At 72.5% G+C, this 7,663-nt stretch carries 7 protein-coding genes; 2 read left to right on the forward strand and 5 right to left on the reverse strand.

Annotated features, from left to right (window positions below; genetic code table 11):
- Positions 1-115: 115 nt before the first annotated feature.
- From ACFU5G_RS27935 to ACFU5G_RS27945, 3 genes are all read right to left on the reverse strand, one after another.
- Entirely contained in the window at positions 116-604 is a 489-nt protein-coding gene (locus ACFU5G_RS27935; RefSeq protein WP_377252030.1) for a heme-degrading domain-containing protein, read from the reverse strand.
- Between the two features lie 190 nt (positions 605-794).
- The gene (locus ACFU5G_RS27940) at positions 795-2,729 is read right to left on the reverse strand and encodes a glycoside hydrolase family 76 protein (protein ID WP_377252032.1); all 1,935 of its coding nucleotides are present in this window, start codon (positions 2,727-2,729) and stop codon (positions 795-797) included.
- A gap of 261 nt (positions 2,730-2,990) precedes the next feature.
- Positions 2,991-3,701, reverse strand: coding sequence for a MarR family winged helix-turn-helix transcriptional regulator (locus ACFU5G_RS27945; RefSeq protein WP_377252034.1), 711 nt, complete (start codon positions 3,699-3,701; stop codon positions 2,991-2,993).
- 111 nt (positions 3,702-3,812) lie between these two features.
- On the opposite strand from ACFU5G_RS27945, the gene ACFU5G_RS27950 reads away from it, so the two are divergent.
- Together ACFU5G_RS27950 and ACFU5G_RS27955 are read left to right on the forward strand one after the other, a co-directional pair.
- On the forward strand, positions 3,813-4,391 hold the full coding sequence (locus ACFU5G_RS27950) for an NADPH-dependent F420 reductase (protein ID WP_377252037.1): 579 nt from the start codon (positions 3,813-3,815) through the stop codon (positions 4,389-4,391).
- Between the two features lie 47 nt (positions 4,392-4,438).
- Entirely contained in the window at positions 4,439-5,377 is a 939-nt protein-coding gene (locus ACFU5G_RS27955; protein WP_377252039.1) for a VOC family protein, read from the forward strand.
- Positions 5,378-5,403: 26 nt separating this feature from the next.
- Here ACFU5G_RS27955 and ACFU5G_RS27960 read toward each other — a convergent pair whose 3' ends face one another.
- Both ACFU5G_RS27960 and ACFU5G_RS27965 read right to left on the reverse strand, forming a co-directional pair.
- Positions 5,404-6,498: a GntR family transcriptional regulator gene (locus ACFU5G_RS27960; protein ID WP_377252041.1), complete on the reverse strand. Its 1,095-nt coding sequence runs from the start codon at positions 6,496-6,498 to the stop codon at positions 5,404-5,406.
- A 50-nt stretch (positions 6,499-6,548) separates the two neighbouring features.
- Positions 6,549-7,663, reverse strand: a 1,115-nt coding sequence (locus ACFU5G_RS27965; protein ID WP_377252043.1) for a glycoside hydrolase family 76 protein, incomplete at its 5' end; no start/stop codon positions are given.

Raw genomic sequence — 7,663 nt, forward strand, 5'->3', positions numbered from 1 at the left:
GCTCTGCGTAGACATCGTCTACGCAGAGCAACACACCCCGCGGACGTGGGTTCGCCCCAGACACGACACGCCGCGCGACACGCGCAGCATCCGCCCGCTGGCGGGCGGGTACACCTCAGACCAGCGGCTGAGCCTCGACCAGCTCGCGCAGCGCCTCGACCACGAGGGCGTGGTCGTCCTGCTGCGCCAGCCCGGACACGGTCACGACGCCGACGATGCCGACCCCCTCGACGCGCACCGGGAACGCGCCGCCGTGCGCCGAGTACTCCTGGAAGGGCAGGCCGTGCGTGGCGTTGAAGTCGGTGCCCTTGGCCTTGGCGCGCAGCCCCACGAGGTAGGACGACGCGCCGAAGCGGTAGACCACCGTTACCTTGCGCTGGACCCACGAGTCGTTGTCGGGCGTGGTGCCCGGCCGGGCCGCGTGGAACACCTGCTGGGTGCCCTTGCGGACGTCGATCGTCACGGGCAGCTCGCGCTCGACGGCCAGCTCGACGAGCAGGCTGCCGAGGCGCCAGGCCTGGTCGTGCGTGAAGGAGGGCAGCACGAGCTCGGCCTCCTGGGCCTCGACCTCGCTGATGATCGCGGAGACATCGGATTCGCTCATGAGCCCATCCTGCCCTGCCGGCGACCCCCGCTGGCGACCTCACCTTTGAGGCCTAAGTTTCTCGTCTTTGGAGCTGTCCAAAGACGAGAAACTTAGGCCTCGAAGGGGGTCGCCCCGATCGGCCAGCCCGGCAGCCAACCCGGCCAGGCCGACAGTCAGCCCGGCCAGGCCCGTCGGTCAGGCCGATCGGTCAGGGCGCCTCGTAGGTGGCCGTCACGTGGTAGACGCCGCCGCCCCAGCCGTCGGCCGGGAACGCGTCGGACACCCGGATGTAGGCGGCGTTGTCGTCGCCGAGGTGCTCGGTCAGGTCGAGCGTGTGGTCGGCGCGGTTGGAGCCGTCCCGGATCTGCTCGTCCTCCGTGAGCACCGTGGTCCAGGACTCGCCGTCCGGCCCCACCTCGACGACGTACTGGTTGTCGATCGTCAGGGTGGCCTGCGCCGACGTCGTCCCCTCGGGGAACGGGAACCGGTAGACGAACGCGCTCTCGCCGTCGGCGTAGCGGCTGCCGCCGCCGCTGAAACCGGACCCGCCGGCGTCCCAGAGCCACGGGATCTCCTCGGGCGAGCCGGCCGCGAAGTCGACGACGCCCGCGACCAGCACCTCCGCGCGCGCCGTGTAGGTCAGGCCCGAGCGGGCGGTGACGGTGACGCTCACCGGGTAGCTGCCGTCGGCGGTGCCGGCGGGGACCCGCACGTCCACGGGCACTGTCACCCGCGCCGGGTCGGCGTGCCCGGTCGGGCTCAGGCGCAGCGTCCGGTCCGCCGCGACCTTCCAGCCGCGCGGTCCGGAGGTCCGCACGGTCACGGGCAGCGCCTCCGGCCGGGCCGACGTCGCCGCCACCGTGACGTCGAGCCCGGTCCGCGTGGCCGTGCCGGAGGCGGGCAGCACCGCCACCACCGCCGGGGCGGCGGCGGCCGAGAGGGTGCGGCGCGGCTGCTCCTGCGGCACATCGGCGATCAGCGCGCTCAGGGCGCTGGCCTGGGTGCGCCAGTCGAACACGTTGGGCTGCGTGTCGGTCGCGCCGGCCCAGCGCAGGCCGAGCCGGCCCACGACGTCGCGGTCGTTCGCCCAGATCGAGTCCGCCTGGTCGGCGACGAACTGCTGGTAGGCGGGCTCGCCCGTGGTGTCCGCCAGCTCCATCAGGTAGCGCGCGAAGATGCCCTTGAACTGCTTCTGGTTGTCGTCGCAGCTGCGGCCGGCGGCCTCGCACCACTCGGTCAGCACGCCGTCCTTGACCAGCACGTCCGACTCCAGCGCGGAGTCGGCCAGGTACCGGGCCTGCTCCAGGAGCTCCGGGTCGCCCGTGGCCCGGTACAGCTCCAGCGCGGCGCCGATGCCCAGACCCTGGTTGTAGGTCCACACGGTGTCGTTGTTGCTGGAGCAGTCGTCGCGGAGCCCGTCGTGGACCAGCCCGTCGGAGTTGATCATGCCGCTGGCGACGTACCAGTCCCACGCCTCCTGGGAGCGGTCCAGCCAGAGGGTGTCACCGGGCAGCCGGTTGTGCAGCTCGGCGGTCAGCCGGATCCACTGCCCGTTGGTGACGGCGTTCTTGTAGGTGCGCTCCTCGTTCCACCAGATGCCGCCGCCGCAGGTGCTGGTGTCCCAGAACTCGTTCATGAACTCGCCGATGGTGACGGCCATGTCGAGATACTTCTCGTCGCCGGTCAGGTCGTACGCGGTGACCCAGTTCAGGCCCCACCAGCCCGAGTCGTCGATCGCGCGGCTGGTGAAGTTGCCGTAGATCTCGTCGGTGGACCGCTCCCCCGCCGGGAACGGGCCCTTGTTGGTCTCGAAGCTGTGGTCCAGCTCGTCGAGGTAGCGCTGGTCGCCCGTGCGCTTCATGTAGTCGCCGATGGTCTGCAGCGCGACGGCGGAGTTCCACCAGCTCGACGCGAACCACGCCTTCTCCGGGTCGTAGGAGTCCATCAGCACGTCGGCCGACACCCGGGCGTCGGCCACGGCGGTGGCCGCGTCGACGTCGTCCGCCTGGGTTGTCGCGGACACCGGTACGGAAGCGGTGGGTTCGGTGGGTAGTGGCCCGGCGTGCGCCAGGGCGACCGGTTGCAGGCCGGCGATCACCGCGATGGCCAGCAGGACAGGTCCGGTACGACGGAACATCGACATCGATGGGCTCCTCCCCCTGGGCGCGACGTTGCCCCCAGGCGCTCGTGATTTCACCCAAAACCTACAGGACAATAGGATGAAATACACCCATTCGATGACAGCGGTGTCGGCGGCCGGTTCGAGGTGGCCGCACGGACTCCCGCCGATCCCGCCGGTCGGCCGCCCGACGCGGGCACCCACGGGAAGTGCGCTTCCACCCAGCCATTAGGCCCGGGATCGGCGTGATTTCGGGCCCAATGACTGGGTAGAGGCGCACCTTCGTTACGGGCGCGGGCGGGGCGGGTCGGCCGGGCATGCCTCGGCGGCGAGCTGCTCCGGGTCGACGACGGCGGCCGGGTCCGCTGGGCCACCGCTCGACACAAGCCCAGCCAGGGCCGCGGGGGCGGCCAGGTCGGCCGAGCCGAGCCCACGAACCACGCCGGACGGCGCCGCCGGGTCCGCCGCGCACGCCTCTCCGTCCGGCGCCGCAGGATCCGCCGCGCACGCCTCACCGTCCGGCGCCGCCGTGACCGCCAGCCGGCGGTCCGGGTCCAGCCTCGTGAGGATCGCGAACGCGAGCCGGGCCAGGTCGTCGACGTCGCCCTCGGAGAGGCCGTCGAGGATCATGCTGGACACCGCGTCGGCGTAGAGCCCGGTGCCGTCCCGGTAGACCTGGCGGCCCTGGTCGGTGAGCACCGCGTTGGTCGCCCGCGCGTCCTCGGGGCAGGGCGCGCGCCGCACGAGGCCCTTGCGCTCCAGCCCCGTGACCACGCGTGACAGGCGGGCGAGCGTGGCGTTGGTGCGCGAGGCGAGCGCGCTGAGCCGCAGCTTGCCGCCGTCGGCCTCCGCGAGCGCCTCCAGCAGCGTGAACTCGAACGACGTGAGTCCCGCGGGCTGCATGCGCTTGTCCAGCGCGGTGGGCAGCAGCTCGAGCAGCGCGTGCAGGCGTGCGACGGCCACCCGTTCGGGGTACCGCAGCTGCCGTTCGCTCATGCCCCCACTCTATCAGGTGGTTGCACCTACAACTAAATGGGTCTATGGTCGGTGCTTGTAGGTACAACAATCTGGTCCGGGCCCTCCGGACCGCGTCCGAAGGAGCAGCACATGGCCAGCATCACGATCATCGGCACCGGCGCGATGGCGAACGCGATCGGCGGCGTCCTCGCCGGGGGCGGGCACGACGTCGCCCACATCGCCAAGGGCGAGGTCGGCACCGCGCCGGTCACGGGCGACATCGTGGTCCTCGCCGTCCCCTACCCCGCCCTGGACTCCATCGCGTCCGCCTACGCCGAGCAGCTCGCCGGCAAGGTCGTCGTGGACATCACCAACCCGCTGAACTTCGAGACCTTCGACTCGCTGGTCGTGCCCGCCGGGTCCTCGGCCGCCGCCGAGCTCCAGGCCAAGCTGCCCGCCAGCCACGTGCTCAAGGCGTTCAACACCACGTTCGCCGCCACGCTCGGCGCCAAGCGTGTGGGCGACCTGCCCACCACGGTGCTGGTCGCCGGGGACGACGCCGCCGCCAAGCAGGCGCTGATCTCGGCCGTCACGTCCTCCGACCTCGCCGCGATCGACGCCGGCTCGCTGGAGCGCGCGCACGAGCTGGAGGCCATCGGGTTCCTGCAGCTCACCCTCGCCGTCGGCGAGCAGCTCCCCTGGACCGGCGGCCTCGCCGTCGCCCGCTGAGCCGAGCCGCGACCACCGACCCGCACCGACCCGGACTGGAGCACACGATGGACCGCCCGACCGAACCGCCCGCCGTGCACGAGCGGGTCATCACCCCGGCCATGGCCATGGACGCCGTCACCCTGCGGGTCGGCGACCTGGACGTGATGTCCACCTACTACGGCTCGGCGTTCGCGCTCGAGCCGCTGCAGGAACGCAGCCAGGGCCGCGAGGTGCACCGCGTCCTGGGGCGGGGCAGCACGCCGATGCTGCGCCTGGTGCACACCCCCGGCCTGCCCGCGGGCGACCACCGGCAGGCCGGGCTGTTCCACACGGCCCTCCTGTTCGACGACGCCGCGGCGCTGGCCGCCACCGTCTACCGCGCGGTGCAGGACCCCCGGGGCACGTTCACCGGGTCCAGCGACCACCTGGTCAGCGAGGCGTTCTACTTCACCGACCCCGAGGGCAACGGCGTCGAGCTGTACGTCGACCGGCCGCGCGACCAGTGGGTCCGGGAGCGCGGGCAGATCAAGATGGGCAGCGCGTGGCTGGACCCGAACGCGTACCTGCGCTCGCACCTGACCGAGGCCGAGCTGGACGCCGCGCCCAGCCGGTCCGGCCAGGTCGGCCACGTGCACCTGCAGGTGGGCGACATCCCCACGGCGCGGGCGTTCTACGTGGACGCGCTCGGCCTGGAGGCCACGCTCGCGGACTTCCCCGGCGCACTGTTCGCCTCGGCGGGCGGGTACCACCACCACATCGCCATGAACACGTGGAACAGCGCGGGCGCCGGGCCGCGCGCCGCCAGCCTCGGGCTGGGCGACGTCGCCATCACGGTGCCGGGCCGCGAGGACCTCGACGCCCTGACCGCGCGCCTGCGGGCGGCGGCCCTCCCCTTCGCCGACGACGGCCGCTCGGTGACCGTCGCCGACCCGTGGGACACGCAGGTCACCGTGTCGGTGCCGGGCACGTCCGTCGAGGACCTGCTCGCCCGGCCCACGTCCTGACGGACTGACGGACTGACGGACGCCGGTCAGCGCGTCGAGCTGCCCGGCACCAGCTCGGTCGGCAGCGTCACCTTGGTGACCTGCCCGGCGTCGCGGAGCTGGGCCAGCACGAGCCGCACGGCGTCGGCGCCCATGCGCGACTCGTCCTGGCGGATGTGCGTGAACCGGTAGCGGGCCTGGTCGTAGAACGCGTCCGGGTGGTCGAAGCAGACGATGCCGAGGTCACCCGGGACGTCCCGGCCGGCCCGCTGAGCGGCCTCCCGCAGCAGCACCGCGATGTTGTACTCCGTGGCGACCACCCCGGTCAGGCCCGGGTTCGCGGCGAGGAACTTCTCCAGCTCGGCGATGTCGTCCTCGGGCGCGACGCCGCTGCCCGGCACCGTGGAGCGCACCTGCCGGAACTGGTGCGCCGGGTCGAACGGCACGTGCCGGGTGGCGTGCGCGTCGACGACGCCGTCGAGCCGGTCCTGCACGGTCGAGACCGTGCTCGCCGCCGAGACCAGGCCCACGTGATCGTACCCGGCGGCGAACAGGGTCTCGGCCGCCTGGCGGCCCGCGGAGACGTTGTCGGAGCAGACCGACGAGACCGGGACGCCGTCGAACACCCGGTCCAGGATGGTCACCGGGAACTGCTGGGTGATCAGCTCCAGGACCGCCGGGGGCACGTACTGCGACGAGCTGGGCTCCAGGATCAGCCCCTGGACGCCGTCCGCCACCAGGGAGCGCACCAGGTCGCCCTCGGCCTGCCCGTCCCCCAGGCTGCGCTTGACCACGAGGTTGGCGGTGGTTCCCGACGCGTCGAGCAGCCCCGCCAGCACCCGGGTGCCGAAGGTGTCGTCGAAGTCGGTCAGCACGCAGCCGATCAGCGGGCTGGGCCCGCCGCCCGGGCCGGCGTCGTTCGTGGCGGTCTCGCTCACCACGACGGTGCCGAGCCGGGGGCGGCGGGTGATGTAGCCGTCGTCGCGCAGCAGGTCCATGGCGCGCTTGAGGGTGATCGCGCTGACCCCGAGCTGCTTGGTGAGCTCGGCCTCGGCGGGCATCCGGTCACCGACGCGGTACGTGCCCGCGTGGATCGCGTCACGGAGCTTCTCGTACACCTCGAGGTAGAGCGGCTGGCTCACGGATGCCCTTTCACCGAATGGATATGACAGCGGAATCTACCCTGGCCAGGTCACCGTGCCGCCTCGATCGCGGCGCGCTGCTCCAGCGCCATGATCGCGCTGACCTGCGTCGAGTAGTGCACCGGCGGCTGCGCGGGCAGCCGCCAGTCGTCCCCCGCCAGCAGCGACCCGTCGCGCTGCCCCGTGGCCCACAGCGCGTCGGTGCTCGTGCGGACGAAGCCCACGAGCGGCGCGGCGTCGGGCGAGTCCTGGCCGAGCCGGCCCAGGAGCGTGCCGAGGTAGCGGTAGAACACTCCCTTGAACAGGCCCTCGTCGCCGCCGGAGCCCTCGCTGCCGACGACGCCGTCCGGCGCGAGCTCGCGGATCGCCGTCGTCGCGGTCCGCACGGCCGCGGCGACGAGCTCCGGCCGGTGCAGCACGGCGTCGAGCGCCACCGCGGCCCCGATGTACAGGCCCTGGTTGTAGGTGAACCGCCACTGCGTGTCGATGCGGCCGTCGCCCTCGCGGTTGATGCCGTCCTCCACGAACCCGTCGGGCCCCACCAGCGTGGCGGTGATCCAGTCGAAGGCGACCGTGCCGTGGTCCAGGTACCGCGGGTCCGGGTCGTGCTCGTGCAGGCGCGCGGACAGGATGGCGAACGGCCCGTTGGCGGGCGTGTTCTTGTAGTAGAGCTGCTGCTTGCGCCACGCGACGCTGGCCCCGTGGGTCTCGTTCCACCCGTGCTCGACGACGTGCGCCCAGATGGCGCGGGCGTCGTCCAGCGGCTCCTGCCGCTCTGTCGCCCGCGCCAGGCGCTCCAAGGCCAGCGCGTACCAGAGCATGTCGTCGAAGTAGTCGTTGAACAGGGAGCCCTCGTTGCGCGAGCGCAGGTTGGCGCTGGTCGCCTCGGCCGCCGCGAGCCACTCCTGCCGCCCCGTGCGCTCGTACGCGTCCAGCCGCGCGTCGATGACGTGCGCGAGCCACCAGTAGTTGAACGTCGAGTTGTCCCCGACCGGGTAGGTGTTGTCGAGCAGCTGCGGCTCCGGCGCGCCGAAGAAGTGGTCCAGGCCGCGCTGGGCCAGGTCGGCACGGTCGGGCCAGGGGTTGGGGTCGGTCACGGGACTCCTCGGTGGTGGTGCGGGGTCGTGGTGCGGGGTGGGCGTGTGCCGCGCGCCCCGTGGGGACG

Origin of the sequence: Promicromonospora sp. NPDC057488, from assembly GCF_042802395.1 — a bacterium.
In the GTDB taxonomy this organism is placed as follows: domain Bacteria; phylum Actinomycetota; class Actinomycetes; order Actinomycetales; family Cellulomonadaceae; genus Promicromonospora.